The 21245-nt window shown below is 35.4% G+C and carries 17 protein-coding genes and 1 other RNA gene; 9 read left to right on the forward strand and 9 right to left on the reverse strand.

What is annotated here, in order from left to right:
• The first annotated feature begins 284 nt into the window (after positions 1–284).
• The 3 genes from ACODST_RS07805 (at position 285) to ACODST_RS07815 (ending at position 7200) form a co-directional block, all read left to right on the forward strand.
• Complete coding sequence (locus tag ACODST_RS07805; protein WP_488931730.1) at positions 285–3032, forward strand: gluzincin family metallopeptidase; 2748 nt, start codon at positions 285–287, stop codon at positions 3030–3032.
• Positions 3033–3221: 189 nt separating this feature from the next.
• The gene (locus ACODST_RS07810; protein WP_488931557.1) at positions 3222–5633 is read left to right on the forward strand and encodes an alpha-ketoacid dehydrogenase subunit alpha/beta; all 2412 of its coding nucleotides are present in this window, start codon (positions 3222–3224) and stop codon (positions 5631–5633) included.
• A 226-nt stretch (positions 5634–5859) separates the two neighbouring features.
• Positions 5860–7200, forward strand: coding sequence for a hypothetical protein (locus ACODST_RS07815; RefSeq protein WP_488931558.1), 1341 nt, complete (start codon positions 5860–5862; stop codon positions 7198–7200).
• 52 nt (positions 7201–7252) lie between these two features.
• Here the strand turns inward: ACODST_RS07815 and kdsB are convergent, their stop codons facing one another.
• The gene (kdsB, locus tag ACODST_RS07820; RefSeq protein ID WP_488931559.1) at positions 7253–7987 is read right to left on the reverse strand and encodes a 3-deoxy-manno-octulosonate cytidylyltransferase; all 735 of its coding nucleotides are present in this window, start codon (positions 7985–7987) and stop codon (positions 7253–7255) included.
• Positions 7988–8162: 175 nt separating this feature from the next.
• On the reverse strand, positions 8163–9572 hold the full coding sequence (locus ACODST_RS07825; RefSeq protein ID WP_488931560.1) for an ATP-dependent DNA helicase: 1410 nt from the start codon (positions 9570–9572) through the stop codon (positions 8163–8165).
• Between the two features lie 378 nt (positions 9573–9950).
• Between ACODST_RS07825 and ACODST_RS07830 the strand changes: the two genes are divergently transcribed.
• Both ACODST_RS07830 and ACODST_RS07835 read left to right on the forward strand, forming a co-directional pair.
• Entirely contained in the window at positions 9951–10772 is an 822-nt protein-coding gene (locus ACODST_RS07830) for a DUF3822 family protein (RefSeq protein ID WP_488931561.1), read from the forward strand.
• Positions 10769–11377 (forward strand): RsmD family RNA methyltransferase, encoded by a 609-nt coding sequence (locus ACODST_RS07835; protein WP_488931562.1) that lies wholly within the window; start codon positions 10769–10771, stop codon positions 11375–11377. Before ACODST_RS07830 ends, ACODST_RS07835 begins: the two co-directional genes overlap by 4 nt.
• Positions 11378–11454: 77 nt before the next feature.
• Here ACODST_RS07835 and ACODST_RS07840 read toward each other — a convergent pair whose 3' ends face one another.
• Positions 11455–13572: a TonB-dependent receptor domain-containing protein gene (locus ACODST_RS07840; protein WP_488931563.1), complete on the reverse strand. Its 2118-nt coding sequence runs from the start codon at positions 13570–13572 to the stop codon at positions 11455–11457.
• 139 nt (positions 13573–13711) lie between these two features.
• Here ACODST_RS07840 and ACODST_RS07845 point away from each other — a divergent pair, with 139 nt between their 5' ends.
• From ACODST_RS07845 to ACODST_RS07855, 3 genes are all read left to right on the forward strand, one after another.
• On the forward strand, positions 13712–15070 hold the full coding sequence (locus ACODST_RS07845; RefSeq protein ID WP_488931564.1) for a sensor histidine kinase: 1359 nt from the start codon (positions 13712–13714) through the stop codon (positions 15068–15070).
• 10 nt (positions 15071–15080) lie between these two features.
• On the forward strand, positions 15081–15767 hold the full coding sequence (locus ACODST_RS07850; RefSeq protein ID WP_488931565.1) for a response regulator transcription factor: 687 nt from the start codon (positions 15081–15083) through the stop codon (positions 15765–15767).
• Between the two features lie 95 nt (positions 15768–15862).
• Positions 15863–16057 (forward strand): hypothetical protein, encoded by a 195-nt coding sequence (locus ACODST_RS07855; protein ID WP_488931566.1) that lies wholly within the window; start codon positions 15863–15865, stop codon positions 16055–16057.
• A 125-nt stretch (positions 16058–16182) separates the two neighbouring features.
• Here ACODST_RS07855 and ACODST_RS07860 read toward each other — a convergent pair whose 3' ends face one another.
• The 3 genes from ACODST_RS07860 to rnpB form a co-directional block, all read right to left on the reverse strand.
• Positions 16183–17100, reverse strand: a complete 918-nt coding sequence (locus ACODST_RS07860; RefSeq protein ID WP_488931567.1) for a ketopantoate reductase family protein — start codon at positions 17098–17100, stop codon at positions 16183–16185.
• A 137-nt stretch (positions 17101–17237) separates the two neighbouring features.
• Positions 17238–18488: a cation:dicarboxylate symporter family transporter gene (locus tag ACODST_RS07865; protein WP_488931568.1), complete on the reverse strand. Its 1251-nt coding sequence runs from the start codon at positions 18486–18488 to the stop codon at positions 17238–17240.
• Positions 18489–18520: 32 nt separating this feature from the next.
• Positions 18521–18850, reverse strand: an RNA gene (gene rnpB / locus ACODST_RS07870) — RNase P RNA component class A.
• 124 nt (positions 18851–18974) lie between these two features.
• On the opposite strand from rnpB, the gene ACODST_RS07875 reads away from it, so the two are divergent.
• On the forward strand, positions 18975–19268 hold the full coding sequence (locus ACODST_RS07875; protein WP_488931569.1) for an SH3 domain-containing protein: 294 nt from the start codon (positions 18975–18977) through the stop codon (positions 19266–19268).
• Positions 19269–19474: 206 nt separating this feature from the next.
• Here ACODST_RS07875 and ACODST_RS07880 read toward each other — a convergent pair whose 3' ends face one another.
• The 3 genes from ACODST_RS07880 to ACODST_RS07890 all read right to left on the reverse strand — a co-directional run bounded on the left by ACODST_RS07880 (position 19475) and on the right by ACODST_RS07890 (position 21241).
• Positions 19475–19846: a LysM peptidoglycan-binding domain-containing protein gene (locus ACODST_RS07880; protein ID WP_488931570.1), complete on the reverse strand. Its 372-nt coding sequence runs from the start codon at positions 19844–19846 to the stop codon at positions 19475–19477.
• Positions 19847–19852: 6 nt separating this feature from the next.
• On the reverse strand, positions 19853–20332 hold the full coding sequence (locus ACODST_RS07885; RefSeq protein ID WP_488931571.1) for a BON domain-containing protein: 480 nt from the start codon (positions 20330–20332) through the stop codon (positions 19853–19855).
• Between the two features lie 408 nt (positions 20333–20740).
• Positions 20741–21241, reverse strand: coding sequence for a hypothetical protein (locus ACODST_RS07890; protein WP_488931572.1), 501 nt, complete (start codon positions 21239–21241; stop codon positions 20741–20743).
• Positions 21242–21245 lie beyond the last annotated feature (4 nt).

Consider the following 21245-nt stretch of genomic DNA (forward strand, 5'->3'; position numbering starts at 1 on the left):
AGCAATATTGCGATTTTAGATTTTATTAGGAGAAATCGCTATTTACATGAAATTATATTACCTATAAGGTTAAATTTTACCTTAACTGCATAAAAATTAAGAGCTGTTTTTTAAAACAGCTTTTTTTATGCTATTTTTACAGTAAACCGAACCCCGTTTATGCACCTAATTTAAGATTTGTTTATAATTTTTTGCGCCCATTCTTGAAATCATCTTATAAAATTATAATACTCTTTATTGTTTTATTGAGCCCTATAAAACACTACGCACAACATCAGTCTAAGATGGAAGTGGCGGTGAATCTTGAACTTAAGACACTGAATGTAAAACAGGACATCACTTATTTTAACACATCAAATGACACGCTGGTTTCGATCGTTTTAAATGACTGGAACAATGCTTTTGCAGATAAAAATACTCCGCTGGCCAGACGTTTTTCAGATGAGTTTTATCGTGGTTTCCATCTGGCAAAAGCTGCCGAAAGAGGAAACACCACCATTTTAAACCTGACCGATTCAAACTTTATGGCGCTTGAATGGGAAAGAACCGACAAAAACCCCGATTTTATAGTAGTAAGGCTTAATAAAAAACTTCGTCCCGGCGAACAAATTGATTTACATCTTACCTATATCTCTAAAATTCCTAGCGATAAATTCACCCACTACGGCTTTGACCCAAACGGAATGAATTTAAAAAACTGGTTTTTAAGCCCTGCCCGCTTTGACAATCATCGTTTTGTACGTTACAACAACTTTAATCTGGACGATATTGCAAATGCGGCAGTCGATTATGAACTGGAAATAAAAGTGCCGAACGAGTATTCAGTTATCACCGATTTGAATTCGGTCTCCAGAGACATTTCAAACTCAGCTTACAGTTCGTATACATTTACCGGAAACAGCAGGACCGATTTTAATTTGTTCATTCAGAAAGAAAACAACTTCAGAAGTTATGATAACGGATCTATTGAAGTGTTATCTGATTTAAAGAATAAAAAGATCAGTGAAATTCAAAAAGCCATCATAATCAACCGGGTAGCGGCATTTGCTAATTCTTTTATCGGGAAATATCCGCATCAGAAAATTACTGTTTCACAGGCCGATTATGAACGAAATCCTTTTTACGGGTTAAATCAGCTGCCTTCTTTCCTGAGTCCGTTTTCAGATGAATTCATGTTTGAAATTACCTTTTTTAAAACCTACCTCAACAATTACCTGAAAAACAGTCTTAAACTCGATCCGAGAAAAGACAATTGGGTTTATGACGGAATCCAGATTTACGCCATGATGAAATATATGGAGGAAAACCATCTGGACGAAAAAATGCTGGGCAGGCTTTCAAGAATGAAATTGTTCAAAAGTTACAATATTACCAATCTGACTTTTAATGAGCAATACAGCTACTATTATATGCTCATGGCCCGTAAAAATCTGGACCAGCCGCTTGGTGATCCTAAAAACACTCTAATTAAGTTTAACGAACAGATTGCCAGTAAATACAGAGCCGGATTAAGTTTGAGTTATCTTGATGATTATTTAAATCATAATATTGTACCCCAAAGTATCCAGGAGTTTTATAACCTTAACAAAACACAACAAACCAACCGATACGACTTTGAAAAAATCTTAATTGAAAAAAGCCCTAAAAATCTGGACTGGTTTTTTACTACTATAATCAATTCAAGGGAAATTATTGACTACAAATTCACACACGTTTCTAAAACGACAGACAGTGTACAATTTTCTATAAAAAACAAAACCGGTATTTATGCCCCTATTCCGGTATACGGAATCAAAAAAAATGAAGTTGTTTTTAAAGAATGGATTGAACCAAAACAAGCTGATTCTGTTTATCAGTTTGGCCGAAAAAATGCTGACAAGCTAGTGATTAACTACGATAATGAGGTTCCTGAATTTAACCAGAGAAACAACTGGAAATCATTAAAAAATCTGGTAATTACCAATCGTCCAATCAAATTTAATTTTGCCAAAGATCTTGAAGATCCGTATTACAATCAGATTTTATACATTCCAACCCTTACTTATAACTATTATGACGGTATAACTCCGGGGATTCGTTTTCACAATAAAACGATACTTGACAAACCTTTTACATTTGATATTAACCCGGCTTATTCAGTAAAAGCCGGAACATTATCCGGTTCATCGGCATTTTCATGGAGTCAGTATTATCGTAACAGTACTTTGTATAACGTGCGTTATTCTTTGAGTCAGAATTATTTTCATTATGCGCCGGATGCTACTTATTTAAGGCTAAACCCAATGGTGCAGCTGCGAATACGTGAAGAAAATTTCAGAGATAACCGAAAACAGCTCCTGTTGTTTCGTCAGGTTATTGTAAATCGTGAAGCGAGTAAGTTTATTACTGATAACTCAAAACCAAATTATTCTATTTTCAATGCCCGTTATTCCAATACAAAAACTGAGCTGGTAGATCATTTTAATTTTATGACCGATGTTCAGCTGTCAAGCGGTTTTGGAAAACTGTCTGCAGAAATAGAATACCGCAGGCTATTCGAAAATAACCGCAAATTAAATCTGAGGTTGTTTGCCGGAAGTTTTGTATATAACACAACCAATTCTGATTATTTTAGTTTTGGCTTAGACCGGCCTACAGATTATTTGTTTGATTATAATATTCTGGGAAGATCCGAAAGCAGTGGTATCTTCAGTCAGCAGTATGTCATTGCCGAGGGAGGTTTTAAATCAAAACTGACCCCTTCATTTGCCAATCAGTGGATGGCTACTTTAAATGCGAGTTATGCTTTATGGAACTGGATAGAAGTATACGGCGATGCCGGTGTTTTAAGAAACAAACATCAAAATGAGTATTTTGCCTACGACAGCGGTATACGTTTAAACCTGGTTCCTGACTATTTTGAACTTTATTTTCCGGTCTATTCTAATAACGGCTGGGAAATATCACAAAATAAATACAACGAAAAAATAAGATTTGTGATAACTTTTGCGCCAAGAACATTAGTCACTCTTTTCACCCGAAAATGGTTTTAATCGAATAAAATTTAATCAAAAACATAAATTATTTTCACAAAAAGAACAAAAACAATAAAAATACCATAAAAAAAATACGTAGTTTTTTGATTTTAAATACAAATAATTAAATTATATTTAGTTTAAAGAATTATGATTATTGATTGTTTTTAAGTAATTTCGCAGCATCAACATGACTCCTACTAGATTATGATAACAGAAAAAAGCAATACTACTTTAACCTTTGAAGATTTCAGAACGGAAGTATTGAACGACTACAGAATTGCCGTAATTAGCCGTGAATGTAGTCTATTAGGTCGTAAAGAAGTATTAACAGGAAAAGCTAAATTCGGAATTTTTGGTGACGGAAAAGAGGTACCTCAGCTTGCCATGGCAAAAGCCTTTAAAGACGGGGATTTCCGTTCAGGATATTATCGTGACCAGACTTTTATGATGGCGATTGGCGAATTAACTGCCAAACAGTTTTTTGCAGGTTTATACGGCCATACCGATTTAGCATTTGATCCGATGTCTGCCGGAAGACAAATGGGCGGGCACTTTGTAACGCACAGTTTAAACGAAGACGGATCCTGGAAAGATCTAACCAAACAAAAAAATTCAAGTTCAGATATATCACCTACAGCAGGGCAGATGCCCAGATTATTGGGATTAGCTCAGGCTTCTAAAATTTACAGAAATGTCAGCGGTATTAAAATCAAAGACAAGTTTTCTGTAAACGGAAATGAAGTTGCCTGGGGAACAATAGGAAACGCCAGTACTTCTGAAGGTTTATTTTTCGAAACCATAAATGCAGCCGGAGTTCTGCAGGTTCCTATGGTTATGAGTGTGTGGGATGACGAATATGGAATTTCAGTTCATGCCAAACATCAGACTACCAAAGAAAACATCTCTGAAATTTTAAAAGGATATCAGCGTGATGAAGATTCAAAAGGATATGAAATCTTCAGAGTAAAGGGCTGGGATTATGCCGAACTGGTTTCTACTTATGAAAGAGCCGGCGCTATTGCCCGCGAAGAACATGTTCCGGTTTTAATTCACGTAAACGAATTAACACAGCCTCAGGGTCACTCTACTTCGGGTTCACATGAACGTTACAAAAGTTCGGAAAGACTGGCCTGGGAAAGAGATTTTGACTGTATCCGTCAGATGCGTTTATGGATGATTGCCATCAATATTGCATCTCCTGAGGAATTAACAGAATTAGATCAGGAACTAAAAAAATACGTTCTTGATGCTAAAAAAGAAGCCTGGAACGATTTTATCAATCCTATTATCGAAGACCAGAAGGATCTTTTGGCTTTATTAGAACAAATTGCCGAAGCCAGCATCAATCATAAAGAAAGAATCAGACAGTATATTTCTGAATTAAAAGCTATAAAAGCGCCTTTAAAAAAAGAAATACTGGTATATGCCCGTAAAATTCTTCGTTTTATTGAAGTACCCAACAGTAAAGTTCTGTTATCAGACTGGATTACTAATTTCATTGGCATTACACAGCCAAAATTCAGCAGCAACCAGCATTCTGAATCTGCTCAAAATGTATTTTCGGTACAAAAAGTACTTCCGCAATATGCTGAAAACGCTAAACCGGATTTAGACGGAAGAATGATTCTTCGTGACAATTTCGATGCTTTGTTCAGCAAATATCCGGAAACCTTAATTTTTGGTGAAGATGTTGGAAACATAGGAGATGTAAATCAGGGACTTGAAGGAATGCAGGAGAAATACGGTGAACTTCGTGTAGCCGATGTCGGAATCCGTGAAGCCACTATTATTGGTCAGGGAATCGGTATGGCTTTAAGAGGATTGCGCCCTATTGCTGAAATTCAGTATTTAGATTATTTACTATATGCTATCCAGATCATGAGTGATGATTTGGCTACTTTACAATACAGAACTGTTGGAAAACAAAAAGCTCCGTTAATCATCAGAACCCGGGGGCACCGTTTAGAAGGTATATGGCATTCCGGTTCGCCAATGGGAATGATTATTAATGCGATTCGTGGTATTCATGTACTGGTTCCAAGAGATATGACTCAGGCTGCCGGATTCTATAACACGCTTTTAGAATGCGACGAACCTGCTTTAGTTATTGAATGTTTAAATGGATATCGTTTAAAAGAAAAGACACCTTTAAATTTTGGTGAGTTTAAAACTCCAATTGGTGTGGTTGAAACTCTAAAAGAAGGTTCAGATATTACTTTAGTATCTTACGGATCGACTTTAAGACTGGTTCAGCAGGCTGCTAACGAATTACTGGAATTAGGAATTGACTGTGAAATTATCGATATCCAGTCTTTACTTCCGTTTGACATTAATAAAGATATTGTAAAAAGCGTTGCCAAAACAAACCGCTTGTTAGTAATCGATGAAGATGTACCAGGAGGAGCTTCTGCTTTTATTTTACAGCAGATTCTGGAAGAACAGGATGCTTACCACCATTTGGACAGTAAACCGCAGACACTTGCTGCAAAAGCCCACAGACCTGCATACGGGACTGATGGTGACTATTTCTCAAAACCTTCTGCCGAAGATATTTTTGAGAAAGTGTACAGCATGATGAATGAAGTTAATCCAACTAAGTTTCCATCTTTATACTAAAAATTCATTTATTTAAATAATACAAAACTCCGAATCAAAACCTGATCCGGAGTTTTTTTTACGGTCAAATTCTCAGGTAAAATTGGTTATTAATAACCATTAAAAAAACAATCCTGTTTTAACAGGATAAAGTAGAATAAATCTTATTTTAGCAACTGTCGGACAATCGTTTTATGGTCTGTGTTCATCTGTACATACCAATACAAAAACATCTCTCTTCTTTAATATGAAAACCTGTAAACTATTTTTTATTCTGTTTCTTTCAGCCTTTTACATTCCAAAAGTGAATTCTCAGATTCCCAGAATCATTAACACAGAAGAAAACGCACGGGAACGAATTTATTCAAGATCAAAAGAAGAAAAAAAAGAAGAAAAAGATAAAGACTATTATATCCTTCTTGCTAAAAAATATCTAAAAAACCCGCAGCTTGAAGACTATGAAAAAGCACTGATCAATCTGCAAAATGTTTTGATCTTAGATCAAAATAACAAAGAAGCCCTGGAACTGCAGCCTGTTACCAATTACAATTATGCTGTATCTTCCCTCGAGCGTGCCGAAAGAGAACTTAAAAACCGATGGTGGTACGATGGTTACTATTTTTACATGGCTCTTGAGCATTTTTCCAATGCTTATCTGAGTGGATTTAAAAAAGAAGAAGCTATAGCCGCCATAGAAAAAATAAATACACTGGCAGCCCATTCAGAAAACCAGATAAAAATGTTTAATGAATCTAATTTCCATAAAATTTCTACTGCTTATCAGGAAAAAAATACGATCCGTTATGACAGTATAAAAAAGGTGTTCTCAGAAAAAAAAGCAGATCCAAATGTTGACAAAAATGAACTTTTGAATGTTTTAAAAAAATACGAGGACTGTACTGAATATTACTTTGTGCGCCATAAATTTCAATCTTACGAATACAACGAAATAAGAATAGAAAAAGCAAAATTAGAAATAGAAATGGGCGATACTGAAAAGGCATGCCCTGTCTTATACAATACAGATCTGCTTTATTTTTTTAATCACGGATACAGTAAAAATGCCTGTAAAACATGGTACGATAAATTTTCAAAAGCAGAAAGAGAAAAATATGATTTAGAAAGAAAAGCTGCTGCCAAGAAATGGAATACTGAACATCCTAACATGATAAAACTGCGTTCTCTTCTGGGGGAAGGATATGAAACCGTAAAAAGTTATCTGGGAGTGCCTGTTGCCGAAGATTACAAAATGGATATGGGTATAGGTTTAAACAGAAATCAGTTTACAGGAAACAAATACAAAACTAAAAATGGCACCTACGAAGTAGCCTTCAAAAATGGCAATGTGATTCGCGTTCAGTTTTATCCTCTTGCATTTATAAAATTTAATCCCGCAGTTTTAGGAGCTCAAAACTCCCGTTTTGATATTAAAATGGTGATAGAAAACGACAGTTGTTTCGGATCAGAGAATAATAATTTTGTTGGAAAAACAAAAATATTTTCCATAGATTACGAATGCAGCAGGTCTCTGGCCAGTACCCAGTTTTACGGAACAAATGGTAAATTAATTTCAGTTGTTGCTTATTAAATCATGGTTATAGTTCAAAAAAAAGCTCCGATTCCGGAGCTTTTTTTAGTTCTTATTTGGAAGCCAGAACAGCTCTCGCCTTTTCTAAGTCTTCGGCGGTATCAATTCCAATTCCTACATGAGTGGTTTCAACCATTTTAATACGTTTTCCAAATTCCAGATAACGCAATTGTTCGAGTTTTTCAGAAGCTTCCAGAGATTTCATCGGAAGACTGTAAAAATCAAGTAGAGCCTGTTTCCTGAAAGCGTAAATTCCGATATGCTGAAAATAACGCACCCCGACATTTCTCTCTCTCGGATACGGAATAACGGATCTTGAAAAATACAAGGCAAACTGAGACTGATCTACCACTACTTTTACATTATTCGGGTTGTTGATTTCTCCTTCGTCTGTAATCTCACGCATCAATGAAGCCAAATCAATTTTTTTATCTTCATCATTTTTAAAAACGGACAAAACCTGCGCCAGAGGCCCTGCTTCTGTAAAAGGTTCATCACCCTGAACATTCACTACAATATCTACATCAAGGTTTGCTACTGCTTCAGCAATTCGGTCACTTCCGGATTCGTGTTCCTTAATACTCATTATGGCCTTTCCGCCATTGGAAACAATTTCATCAAAAATCAGATCTGAATCCGTTACTACAAAAACATCATCAAACAACTTTGTTGAAACCGCTGCTTCATAAGTTCTCAAAATTACTGTTTTACCTCCCAGATCCTGCATTAATTTAGCCGGAAAACGTGTAGAAGCATATCGTGCCGGGATTACCGCTATTATTTTCATTTGTATATTTTTATTTATTTCCTCTTCTGGCAGCTATTACGCAAAGTCACGCAAAGATTCAGAAAGATTATCAAAATCAAATTTAAAGAGTTGTATGCTAATGGCAAAGTATTTTTTTGCCGCAAATTCAGGAATTATTTAAACAAAAAAATATGAATTTACAGCAGAAGAAAAACTACTCCTCAAAACTTTCATCCTTAAACCCTATTAAATACAGTTTATTTTTAGCACGGGTCATAGCAGTATAAAGCCATCTGATATAATCCTGATCAATTCCGTCAGGCAGGTACGGCTGTTCTATAAAAACAGTATTCCATTGTCCTCCCTGCGATTTATGACAGGTTATAGCATACGAGAATTTTACCTGAAGTCCGTTAAAATACTCGTTTTCTTTTACCTTTTGGAATCTTTTATACTTTGTTGGTTCATCTTCATAATCCTTCATCACTTCTTCATACAAACGATTTGATTCTTCATAAGTTAATGAAGGTGCTTCGCTTTTTATTGTATCGAGAATTAGTACGGTTTCAAAGGGCCTTTGCTGTGGATAATCGACCATTCTGATTTTTACTTTGGCAAAATTGAATCCGTATAGTTCCTTGATCCCGAAAACTTCCAGTACTTCGATAATATCGCCATTTGCAATAAAACCAGCCTCATCATTTTCTTTGAGCCAGAAATAATTGTTTTTTACGACCATTAAAAAATCGCCTGCAGAAAGTTCACTTTCTTTAAACAAAATACGGGTTCGGATTTGTTCATTGTACTGATTGGCTCTTTTATTGGAACGGACAATAAAAGCGGTATCTTCAATACTGTAATTACTGTAAGCCGTGTTTATCGCATCCTGAATATCATAACCGTCTACCAAACGGACAATATCTTTAAACTTTTTTACATTGAATTTAAACTCGGTAATAAAGTTTTCTTTTAATAATTCACGCAGTTCTGTTGCATTGTACAAAATTCCTGAATTTTCTTCCTGACGCATTACCTCATCCAGTTCAATATGTTCGATTTCTTTATCATAATGCACTCCAAGCGTATGAATATCCAAAGCCGGGCTTATATCTAAATTAACCGGAGGAAGCTGTGCCGTATCGCCTAAAAGAATCATTTTACAATTGGTACCGGAATACACATAATAAATCAGATCGTCTAAAAGCGAACCGCTGTCAAGTGTACTATCTGAAATCATGGAGGCCTCATCGACGATAAAAATGGTATTTTTATGTTTGTTAACCTGTTTGGTAAAAGCGACACCTCCGCCTGATGATTTTTTAGGAAAATATATTTTTTTATGGATCGTAAAAGCCTGTGTATTGGAGTAATTCGAAATCACTTTGGCCGCACGTCCCGTGGGTGCCAGCAATACCACTTTTTTATTGATATCACCCAGATTATTTACAATAGTTGATATCACGGTAGTTTTTCCCGTTCCCGCATATCCTTTTAATACAAAAATGGTATCATTGGACGGTTCGGTTAAGAAAATAGCGATTTTCTGAAAAAAGATATCCTGTTTGTAAGTCGGGGCAAAAGGAAATCTTTTTTGTAAAACGCCGTAAAAAGAGGATGAATTCATAAGGTAAATTTGAAACGCAAAGTTCGGTTTTTAAAATGGCAAAGTCAATATTTTTAAAACCATATAAGTAAATTTAAACTTTAGCCTTTGTATATAACTCGCAAACTCACACCACCTGCTGTCTGCTTTACAACAATCCTTAAATTCCATTTTACTTACATCCCTGTATGATTTAGAAACACAAGCAGTTTCAGACTTAAATTTGCTTACATCACTTATAGGGTTTTAAAAAATATAACGTAATCCTAATACCCGGCTAACCTTCCTGTAATATTGTTTTTTAAAATTGCAAGTATATTAGTTGCTTTTTAATTTGTAAGTTTGTGGTCACCTAAATTCCTTATTGAAACAAGAACGGTAACGAATTGTAAATCAATTATGTCATTACATCATACGAATATCACATCTAAAAATTACAAAAAACTTTCGATTCAGGTTTCGCTGAACGGATTTTCATTTTGCTGTTTCGATACGTTAAATAATACGATTACGGCTTTTAACGAAATTCAGTTTGACACGTTAAACAAACAGCATAAAGTAGAAGATTTATATGCAGCCGCTTTTAAGATTCATCCTGAATTAAAAGAAACATATGATGATATTTTAGTGATTCACAGTAACAACCTTTCTACTTTTGTTCCAACTGCTTTGTTTGACGAAGATTACCTCGGAAGTTACCTCCAGTACACTACGAAAGTATTTGACACTGATTTTTTTACATTTGATCAAATTTCAAACTACGAAATGAATTCGGTTTACATTCCGTATATCAACATCAATAATTTCCTGATTGACAATGTGGGGTCTTTCGATTACAAACATGTCAACAGTATTCTGGTCGAAAAAATCCTGGAAGGTTCCAAAAACAACGATGAGAAAAAAATGGTGGTGAATTTTAACCCCGGCCATTTTGAAATTATCGTCGTACAGAACCAGAAACTGCTGTTATTCAATTCCTTCGACTACCAGACTCCTGAGGATTTTATTTATTATATTCTTTTTACTGCCGAGCAGTTAAATTTAAATCCCGAGATTTTCCAGCTGGAATTTCTGGGAACCATCAGTCAGAACGATCCGTTTTATGCCATCGCTTATAAATATGTCCGCAATGTTTCTTTTATGGATGTAACCGCTTTACAGGAGAGAAACAATTATAGTACAGCTCAAAATCAAAAACATTATATCTTATTTCAATCATGAGAATCATTTCAGGAAAATATAAAGGACGCCGGATTTTTCCACCAAAAAACCTTCCTGTAAGACCTACGACTGATATGAGTAAAGAAGCATTGTTTAATGTTTTGAATAATCATTTTAGTTTTGACGGTTTAAAGGTTTTGGATTTATTTTCGGGAACCGGTAATATCAGTTACGAATTCGCTTCCCGCGGAAGTGCTCCTATTACCTGTATCGACGGCGATTACGGCTGTGTAAAATTCATCAAACAGGTATCATCCGAATACGATTTTGATATCGCAGCTACCAAAAGTGATGTTTATAAATTTCTGGATAACTGTAAAACTTCGTATGACATTATTTTTGCCGATCCGCCTTACGGTTTTGATCAGGATGCTTTTGAAAGAATAGCACTTACCGTTTTTGAAAGGGAACTGCTTTCTGAAGACGGTATGATGATTATAGAACATTCTAAATATACCAAACTGGACCATTTAAGTAATTTTTCATTCCAGAAGAGTTACGGAGGATCCTATTTTAGTTTCTTCGAATTACATTCAACTGATGACGATGAGGAACTGGATGGTGATTTACCCTTAAAAGTGGCTGAAGACGAAGACGAAGGTTAGTTTTATAAAAAAATCAATTTTTTAAAATCCCAAATTCCAAACTTTAAATTGGAATTTGGAATTTGAAATTTGAAATTTTACCTAATTCTATTTTCATTCTCATTGACACTCTTTTCTATAAATTCACTGTTTTTAATTTTCCCGAAGGAGTAGCGAACGGCAATAGAAATCTCATTTGCATCTACCAAATATTTAAACTTTGAACTAATATTATTAACGGTAAAACTATCCGTATAACTCGTTGCTTTAAAAACATCATTGTAATTTAAAGTACAAGTCCAGTTTTTGCCAAATGTTTTTACGAGCGACATATCGACTATAAAATTGGCTTTTCGTTCAAAAACCCCGTCATTTTGTTTAGTCATTCCCCAGAAAGAAAAAACAAAACTGAACTCCTTTGGCAATTTAAATGTATGGTTTGAATAATAATACAAGTACGGTTTTGACGGATGTAATAACGCAGCAGCATCTTCAGTCTTACTTTTTGTAAAGACCAGAGAGTTTGCTGCCGTCCAGAATTTATAGGTAAACGGCAGTGTCAAATCGATAGTAAACCCTGTTTCTTTCTTAAAATTAATATCAGTAATCATGAGCACATTTGTTTCCTGATTAAAAATAAAAGTCGGGTTAACGACATCTTTGGTTTGGTAATAGCCCAGTTTTAAAGTTTTATCATGATATTGAAATGTACCCGAAATTTCATCTACAAATGCAGGTCCTAAATTAAGACTGCTTCCATACAAAAAATACGGATTGATATAGGTTGCAATTTGGCTTAACGAAGAATATTTTGGTCTTACGATGCTTTTTGCATAATTCAGATTAATACTTTTAGTGCTGTCAATGGGAAAATCAAGACTGACTTTAGGAAACAAATTGGTATAGTTTTTATCAATAGAAGGCAGAATCTGTGTTCTAAATTTTGCATATACATTGGTATTTTCTGCTCTTAACCCGAATGAGAAATCTATTTTTTTGAGCTTTCCCGAAAACTGGATATAAGCGGCTGTGTTTTCTTCTTTAAAATCATAATCTGAAATTTCGTTTTCATGTTTCTCAAAATCAAAAATAGCTGCCTTTGACATTGATTTTGCACTTGAATACAATCCACCGTATTCCAGATTCATTTCATTTTTAAACTTTTTTTCCAGGTCAATTCTTCCCGAAAAAACATCAACATTAAATTTCTGATCGCGATTTTGTGACAGCTCAAAACCGGTTTCGTTATAATTATTAGTAACTAAACTTTCTAAATGCTGATTAAAATTGGAATATTGAAAACCGGCAAAAAGCTGCGTGTCAATCGCTTTTATCTTTTTTGAATAATTAATAAATGCATTTATAAAGTTCTTATTACTGGTATTATCACTCAGAGTAAAAACATTGTTTTCTTCATCCTGTTTTTTGTTGAAAGTAAAAGTACGAATGTCAAAATCATCATTCTGCCGCCTTCCGTTCATACTTACCGAAAAATAGTCATCGTCATTAATTCGGTAAAACAAACCTCCTCCAAAAACATACTGATTCCTGTGAGTAACAGCCGAAACGTCATAATCTGAAACAATAGCAGCCTGCGGAATCTGATAGGCAATACTGTGACTCTCCCACGGATTTAAGCGATTATAATTAAAATTGGCCTTCCATTCTAATTTGTCTTTTTTAAAACTAGAATTAAATCCCAAATAATTATTGTAATTTCTTTTAAAAGAAGCCGTTTCAGAAATATCCGTTCTGAAACTGTCCCTTTTACTCCGTTTCCGCGTTATTAAAATTACGGCACGTCCTTCTGCTTCATATTTTGAAGAAGGATTTTTAATGATTTCAATCGTCTTTATATCAGCCGTTGCTATAGCATTCAGATCATTCATTGTGCCTTTTTGACCATCAATATAAATCAGCGGCTCTCCTTTTCCCACAATCGAAATATTCTCCCGGTCTGTACTAATCTGAACAGATGGCAGCTTAGCAAGCAAATCAACCGGATTGGGTATGGCGCTGTACACTGAATTAGCAACCTCTACTTTTATGTTTCCATGTTCATTTGTAAACGTTTTTTTGTTTTGAGTGATGACTACTTCATTTAGCTGCTGACTGGAGATTGAATCTTTTGGGGTTTCATTTTGGGCATTGGCTGCGAAAGACAGACAGAAAAGCAAAAGAGCCACAAGAAGTTTTAGAGGCAGGTAAAGATTCATTTATACAGGATTTTTGGTTTATGATGCTGCAAAAATGCTTCTAAAAAGCAACAGTGGGAGTTAATTGAAGGTTAATGCGGAGTTAACGGTATATTTGTGTTGTAAAAGCAGTATTTTTGAATGCTCATTTTATAGTGTTATGAAACAACGAATCAATTTATTAATAACCCTGGCAGTTACGGCCCTCATTATCCTGTCGACTGTGCAGTGTTACCTGGTAAAAACGGCTTACGATTATAAAGTTGCCCAGTTTCATACACAGATTAAAAATGAAATTGCCCTGATTACAAACAATTACAGTGATATTGATTCCGTTCTGGTTTCAAAAAAAGAAGCCCTTTACAAAAGTCTTTCCGAGAATTATATTAAAGGAAAAAATTCCAGGCTGGATGTTAAAGAAAATGTTTTAAGAAATGAATATCAAAGTGTTTTAACCCGCGAAATTCAACGAAAATTTGAAAGGGACCTGCCTAATTTTAAAATCGACTTTGCCATTGTCCTAAACAAATTTATCTTGTATAAAAATGCTAAAAAAGCCGACACCATTTTCTCTGAAAAACCTTTTATACAGAATAAATTATACGGTAACCTGGCTTCTTTAAACCATGCTTTCCTGGTTCGGAATTATGTGGGAACCACAAACGGTACTTTTGAAAATCAGGAATATCAGCTGCTGACCGAAGATTCTATGTATGTTTCGGTTATCGACTGGGAAATGATTATTTTAAGACGAATGTCCTTTATTCTGGTTCTGTCTTTATTATCAATCCTTACGCTGATTACTTTATTTGTTATTGCCTTAAAAGCCCTCATTAAACAGAAGAAAGTCAGTGATGTTAAAACTGATTTTATCAATAATATTACCCACGAACTCAAAACACCTCTTGCCACTTTAGGTATTTCGACCAAAATCCTGGAGCAAAAAAATATCCGGGACAACGAAGAAAACTTCAAGGCCATTGTTAATACCATTTCACGTCAGAACAGCCGGTTACAAAGTTTAATTGATCAGGTTATGGCCAATTCACTGGCAGAAAATGAAATTGAATTACAAAAAGAGAAAATCGAAACCGAAGATTTTCTGCTTTCAATTGTAAATGATTTTAAAATTACCTTTCCAAAGATTCATCTTAAAACCGATTTTCAAACCCATAAAACCGTATTGATCCTGGACCGGTTTCATCTTACGACCGCTTTTCTGAATATCCTGGAAAATGCCGTTAAATACGGTTCCAATACCATTACAGTAAAGACAAAAATTGTCGAAAATCAATTTTCCATAAGCATTGAAGATGACGGAATTGGAATTGCGAAAAACAAACAATCGCTTCTTTTTGAAAAGTTTTACAGGGTCGAACAGGGCAATCTCCATAACACAAAAGGTTTAGGTCTGGGATTGTACTATGTTAACCAGATTGTAAAAGCACATCAGGGTTCAGTTAACGTGATCAGCGATTTAGGAAAAGGAACCCAGTTTACTATTTTATTAAAAGTTTAAATCCTTTATTTTGAAAAAATTACTTTTAGCCGAAGACGATTTTGATTTTGCAGCCATTTTAAAACAATACCTGGAACTGCATCAATTTGAAGTAACCTGGGCCGAAAACGGTGAAATAGCTTTACAATATTTTAAAGACCATACTTTTGATATTTGTATACTGGATGTCATGATGCCCAAACTGGACGGGTTTTCACTGGCTGAAAAACTAATTACAATCAATCCCGAAATTCCTTTTATTTTTCTGACAGCCCGAAAATTAAAAGAAGACAAACTTATTGGCTTAAAACTGGGAGCAGACGACTATATCGTAAAACCTTTTGAAGTCGATGAACTGGTACTGCGTCTTCAGAATATCCTCAAGAGAATAGAGCAGAAAAGAAGTCTGGAAGGAAACAACATAATCGAAATTGGTTCGTACATTTTTGATAACGAACGTTTAACGCTCAACACTAAAAATCACGTCCAGCAGCTTACCGAAAAAGAAGCGTCTCTGATTGAATATCTGTACCTCAATCATAACCAGTTATTAAAACGAGAACAAATTTTAATGTCTGTCTGGAAAAAAGACGATTATTTTTCAGGACGGAGTATGGATGTTTTTATCAGCAGGCTGCGAAAATATTTTAATTCAGACCCTAACATCAGCATTGAAAGCGTTCGAAATATTGGTCTGGAATTTAAAATTCAAAAGTAACTTTCTGTAAATCATATAATTTTAGTAAACAATTCTATAACAGCAATAAGCGGTTGAGATTTTAAATTTGTTATAAACTTTAAAATCTGACAATCATGAACCTAAAAAGATTTTTCGGGGGATTGCTGACAATCCTCGGAATAGCAGGACTTATTTGTACGGCCGTGATTTTTGCCGGTACATCAGGAGAAATGAGAGATATTAAATCACTTGTTATTTATGGTATTTTAGGAATCGTTTTCTTTACTTCCGGAATTAGTCTGGTACGTACAACAAAAGATGAATCGTAATATTCTTTTACACACAGAAACACGCATTTGATTTTGAAAAAAAGTTGTTTTTCACTCCATAACCTTAGAGTTGTGAAAGCATCATATGAACTGAAAAAATACTGTGCTTCTGTGTGCCTAAAAAATTACCTTACCAAAATAGCCGCAATCTTTTCATAAAGCGGTGTTTTAACACCGTATTTCCTCCCCTCGTCTACTACAAACTGCGTTAAAGAACGTGCTTCGGTATTTTTTCCGGCCATTAAATCCCGGTGCATAGAAGAAGTAGCTTCTTTTGGTGATTTCTCTAATTTATAAACTGTCTGTGCTACAATATCGTGGGGCAGTTTTAAACCTTTTGCCTGAGCGACATCTTCAATTTCATGTACTAATTCTATGTAAGTTACTTTAGAATCGTTACTGCTTAAAATTTCCCCTATATTCTGGTTCAGATATGAAGTCGCCGAAGCTAAAGCCGAAATAAAAATAAACTTCTCCCAGACCGTTTCTTCAATATTGTCTACTAAATAACTTTCCACTTTTGCTTTTTGAAAAATATCCTGTAATTCTTTCAGTTTTGAAAAAGAAGCTGTTTTGGATCCAAAAAACAATTTCTCATAAAACCCTATTTTTCGGATGGTTCCCGGTGAAAAAATCATCGAAACAATATAAACACAACCCTGCAGTACTTCATTTTCAGGAAACAATTTCTGAATCCTTTCCGGTGCATCAACACCGTTATACAACGGAAGAATTACGGTTTGCTTTGTAATACATCCTTTAAGAGAAGTTAAACTTTCTTCTATGTCATAGGTTTTGGTAGCGCAGATCAGATAATCCAGTTCACCAATTTCGGCCGGATCATTAGAGATCAGATCCGGATAAACAATGGTTTCAGAATCATCGGTGATAATCTTCAATCCGTTTTCGGCAATGGCTTTCCGGTTTTCTCCTCTGGCAATAAATACAACTTGTATTTCTTCTGATTTTTGATAGGCTTTCGCCAAAAGTCCGCCAAAATAGCCGCCTACGCCGCCAAGTCCTAATACTCCAATTTTCTTCATAAATTTCAATTTTAAAAAAAACAAATCTCAAATCTCAAAATCTCAAAATTTCAAATTCCAAATTCCAAATTCTAAATTCTAAATTCCAAATTCCAATAAAATCAGCTAAAATCATTGCTTTCCCAATAGTTAACAGGCTAATCTTCCTGAACAGGATTCAGGTTCAGCTCTGTAAAATCTCTTTCCGTTTTAGAAATAATGATAGTAGCGGTTGTATTTCCAATTAAATTGGTAATTGCTCTGGCTTCACTCATAAACTTATCAACTCCCAGTAAAAAGGCCAGGCCTTCTACAGGAATTTTGTGAATCGCCGTAAGCGTCGAGGCCAGAACGATAAAGCCGCTTCCGGTAACCCCGGCTGCCCCTTTTGAGGTAATCATTAAAATTCCGATCACGGAAAGGATTTCAAAAAAACTCAAATGCACATCGTACAACTGAGCCAGAAATATAACCGACATAGATAAATAAATCGAAGTCCCGTCCAGATTAAAAGAATAACCGGTAGGTATCACAAGCCCCACTACTGATTTGCTGCAGCCCATTCTTTCGAGTTTTACCATTATACTAGGCAGTGCTGCTTCTGAAGAAGAGGTTCCCAGCACCAGCAAAAGTTCTTCTTTGATGTATTTTAAAATAGAAAGAATGCTTATTTTATAATATTTGAGCAGGCTTCCGAGAATCAAAAAAACAAAAAGTGCCATAGTAAGATACACACACAGCATTAATTTTCCAAGCGGAATCAGAGTCTGCAAACCAAATTTTCCAATGGTATAAGCCATCCCGCCAAAAGCACCAATGGGAGCCAGATACATAACATATTTGAGGCAGGTAAAAACCACTTTTGAAAAACGTTCCAAAACTAATATCGTCTGTTCTCTCTTTTGATAAAAATTCAGTGCAATTCCACAGATAATTGCTGCCAGCAAGACCTGTAGAGTAAAATTGGACAGGAAAAACTGCAGCCACGAGAAATCTTTTGCACCTGCATTGGTATACTGACTCGCATCGCCTAAAGCCAGCTGCGATTTATCGATTTTTCCCGGTTGAAAGAAATATGCGATAGCAACTCCGATAGCCAGCGCCGCAGTCGAAACCACTTCAAAATAAAACAGGGCTTTTACGCCAATGCGCCCTACCTTCTTTAAATTCCCCATCCCGGAAATCCCCAAAACGATAGTCAGAAAAATAATAGGACCGATAAAAAGTTTGATCAGGTCCACAAACCTTTTACCCACAATTTCCATTTTCAAACCGTTTTCGGGCGAAAAATGCCCCAGCAGCACACCTGCTATAATCGCAATCAGCACCCAGAAAGTGAGATTGGTAATGATCGTTTTAAAAAGGCTTTCAGGCGCTTTTGAAGAAGGATTTGGAGTGGTTATATTCATGAAAATGGGGTTAGTTAGTTTCACAAATATATAAAAAATGCAGACCTGTAAGCCGGATTCTGTCCCCGATAAATCGGGGCCTTATCATTTATCTAGATCCCGAATTACTTCGGGACTCAAGCTACCTACCCTTCAGCAACGGACGAGAAACCCTTAAATGCTGATATACTTGGTATTTCACCGCATAGAGTTTACCTGGTTTCACTACAGCCTTACCTGTACATACTTTCTGCTGCACTTGTCCTAATCCTCCCGTTCCGAAAAACGAGAGAACCGACGGGCGTTACCCGCTATGCTTCTCTATGGTGTCCGGACTTTCCTCTCTTCCGGTGAACCGGAACAGCGATAAGGCGGTCTGCGCCGCAAAAGTACAATTTTATCACTTAACTATACTGGTTTTAAATTTCCGATTTTATGAGCCCCAGGCTAACTTTTTAATTTTAAAATAGTTATCTTTAAAATTCATAATCATTAAATTCAGTTATCATGAGAAGAATGTATCATTACGCAACTGTTTCAAAAGCTTTAGATCAATTGAATGAAAAAGGATTTACGTGCGATTTTAATCGAAATGCTGACCTGATTAAAAAAAATCCTGAGAAATTTGAAATTGTTCATGTGTATCGATACGAAGGGGAATCAGACCCGGCGGATGAGGCAGTTGTATACGGAATTAAATCTACTTCCGGTAAAAAAGGTGTTTATGTGGCAGGTTTTTCCGCCGACTCAGACCAGGAAACGGCACAGTTTCTATTTCAGTTAAGTATTAAGGGAAGGTAGTTTCCCGGCAGCTGTAATCTATGTCCTTCCGGAAACCTTAAAACAATATACCATTAAAACCCTTTACTGTGTTTAAGAAGGTAATCTTACTGGTCCCGGAAGGACATAAAACAGAAACCTGTCTTTATCCAATCCTCTAAAAACTACAATATGCTTATGGCTAAAGGATTATTATAAAAACAATTTCCTCAAAAAATAATAAAAAATTACACCGTTGGAATTTTTAGTTTCCAGCCCGGCTGAATCAGATCCGGATTCATAATAATATTTTTGTTCGCTTCATAAATAGACTGCCAGGAAACACCATACTTTTTTCCTATTTTAGAAAGCGAATCTCCACTGACAACTGTATATTCTCTCACGACTCCCTGTACCACGTCAATATTCATGACCACATCCGCCGACCTGAAATCGGGATCTAACTTTTCGTAAGTCTTCCAAAGCTGTTCTTTATCTGCAGCTGATTTTGCTGTTCCGTCTATATACAAAACATGATCATGCTCTCTTATTTCCAGATCTGCTGTTTCTAACTGACCGGCCAGATTGATAAGTTCTCTGTATTTATCCTGTAAACTCATAACTCTTTATTTTATAGTTAATTTGTTATCTACTTTTTTGGGTTTCAGCTCCTGTATTTTTTGTATCAAAGGCGACAGCTCTTCTTTTTTAATTTCACCCGAAAGAGTTACAATACCACCTACAACCGTAGCACTTACGCCCTCATACGCTTTAACCACCTTACCCACTGATTTATCCAGATCAGCATCTGAATTGATAATAACTGCAGCTGCAGCCGGTTCTACATCAGGTTCCGGAATCTGGCAGTTATTTACAACCATTTTAACTCCTTTTACGGCTTTAACGGAACGTTCTATGTTTTTTTTGAAAGCTTCATCGTCGCAGGTTCCTACAATAGTAGCAACACCTTCGTGCACCGTAACTTTAACCTCGGTAGTATCGCCCAGTTTTTCACTTATCTGTCTTTCGATATCCGCATCTTTGGGAGTACAGGCCAAAAGTGAAACCGCAAGCCCTGTTCCTAATAAAATTGACTGAATTTTCATAACCTATTCTTTTAATAATTAACTGTTTAAAATTAAACAGATTAAATACCAAAACATTATAGGATATTCTGACAGTTTTTACATCTTTTCCAGTAAAAACAAGGGATAATAAGATTCTAAAACAGAATCAAATCAGGTATTTAAAAGAGAGAAACCACACTAAAATCTGAATAATAATAAAATTAGCAGCCTGAATAAAATCTTTTTCTCTTTTCTTTTTTAGATATATAATAAGGTTCATACCTAAAGGAAAGGTTATGATAAAAAAGAAATAAGCCCAAAAGCAGATTTTAGACTGAGAAGTAAAAAAGGTAAAAAATAGGAAGCAGAAAAAACAGTAGGCATACTCCAGAATAAGTGCCACAGAAAAAATCCGGGATTTGCGGCGTATTTTTTCAATCTCTTCTTTCATTTAATCCCGGTATTGCTTTTTTCTTTAATAAATGCCAGATAAGGCAGCAGCTGCGTGTATTTTTTATCTAATTCCTGCTGATAGACATCAACCAGATAAACTGTATTTTCCTGCATACCATTAAGTATCCATTTTTTAGAAGCTTTGATATCGCCTTTTCTGACTATGAGAATTTTGAAATAATCATTTTCATCTTTTAAAGTCAGTTCATTGAAATCTGATACTTCTGGATTGTTATTGATATTCTGCTGTCCGGTATCGGCACCTAAATAAGCCCCGAATTTTCCAAAATCATAGTACGGATTGTTATTATCAAAATTACGATAGGTTTTTCTGTTTCCTTTTTCCAAAATAAAACGTTTTACCTTTTCGAAATCTTCGACGGTAAACTGATTTGTGATTTTAATAAAATTAGGCTGATTTGAAGACATGGTCTGAGAGACAGATTTTGAAAAACAAGCGGTTATGAATAACAGTAAAAAAGTACTTCGTTTCATACTA

The organism is Flavobacterium sp. FG19 (assembly GCF_057809475.1).